Consider the following 1,485-nt stretch of genomic DNA (forward strand, 5'->3'; position numbering starts at 1 on the left):
GTCGACCCTGAACAATCCTCAAAGCCTTATGCGACAAGGCGTTGTGCTCCAAACCATGTTGAGCGAATTGCAGGAAGCAGGCATATTAATGCTTGATTCCTGCATTTTTTGACGAGGTGCGGATGGGTCCAAAGACGCCTGTGACGGAAGGGGATTTTTTCCGGCAACCGCTGCGTGAGCAGATCAACTTGAAGCATCCGCTAGTCGGCTTGGCTGATCTGATCAACTGGGACCGCTTGGACACCTCGATGAGCGAGAGCTTCGTTTCGAGCAGAGGACGCCCAGCCACCTCACCGCGACTGATCGCCGGTCTGCTGTATCTCCAACATGCGTTTGACCTGTCCGACGAAGAAGTCGTGTGGCAATGGGTGGAGAACCCGTATTGGCAGGTCTTCACAGGCGAGACGTATCTGCAGACTGAGCCTCCGATTGACCCATCGAGCCTTACGCGCTGGAGGAAGCGCCTGGGCGAAGCAGGTGTCGAAGAATTGCTGGCCGAATCGATCGAGGCAGCCAAGCGCGCGGGCGTGATCAAAGCCTCGAGCACGAAACGGGTGATCGTCGACACGACAGTGATGGAAAAAGCAATTGCCCATCCAACCGATTCGCGTCTGCTCGAGCGGTGTCGTGAACATCTGGTGAAGGCTGCGGCCCGCCACGGTCTGAAGTTGCGGCAGAACTACAACCGCGAAGCGCCACACTTGGCGAGCCAAATCGGCCGTTACGCACACGCCAAGCAATACAAGCGCATGAAGAAGGCGCTGCGCATGTTGCGCTCGCGCGTTGGCCGCGTCATGCGTGACGTCGAACGCCAGCTTGACTCGGCTAGCGCTAGTAGCCGGAGCGCGTTGCAAGAGTTGATTGGCCGCACCAAACGAATTCTGTCGCAAAAGCAGAAGGACCGGAACAAGCTGTACGCGCTGCACGCTCCGGAAGTCGAATGTCTGGCCAAAGGCAAGGCACGCAAGCCCTATGAGTTCGGCGTGAAAGTATCGATCACGACGACCCACAAGGAAGGGCTCGTGGTCGGCGCTCGCTCGATGCCCGGAAATCCCTACGACGGCCACACGCTGGCCGAGGCATTGGAGCAGGCAGCGATCCTGAGCGACGTGAAGCCGGAAGTCGCCATCGTTGATCGCGGCTACAAGGGCGTGGCTGTCGACGGCGTGAAGATTTACCACCCGGGATTGAGGCGCGGTATCACGCGCGGTCTGCGAGCGATGATCCGAAGGCGCAGCGCGATCGAACCGGCCATCGGCCACATGAAGGCGGATGGCAAGCTCGATCGGAATTGGCTCAAAGGCGCACTCGGGGACGCGATTCACGCGGTGCTGTGCGGCGCGGGCCACAACCTGCGCATGATCCTCAGAAAGCTGCGGCTTTATTGCGCCCTTGTGCTTCTCGCTTCACTCAAACGCTCAGCTGCACTGCCCTTCCTCCCATGAGAGACGGCACCGCGCAAACCGAATTATTCAGGCCCGACTA

Annotated in this window: 1 protein-coding gene; it reads left to right on the top strand. The window is 59.2% G+C overall.

Features of this window, described 5'->3' with window-relative positions:
• Nucleotides 1–122 precede the first annotated feature (122 nt).
• Entirely contained in the window at nt 123–1,445 is a 1,323-nt protein-coding gene (locus AWB79_RS37880; protein WP_061172591.1) for an IS5 family transposase, read from the top strand.
• Nucleotides 1,446–1,485: the final 40 nt, after the last annotated feature.

The sequence above is a fragment of the Caballeronia hypogeia genome (assembly GCF_001544875.2).
GTDB classification, from domain to species: Bacteria; Pseudomonadota; Gammaproteobacteria; order Burkholderiales; family Burkholderiaceae; genus Caballeronia; species Caballeronia hypogeia.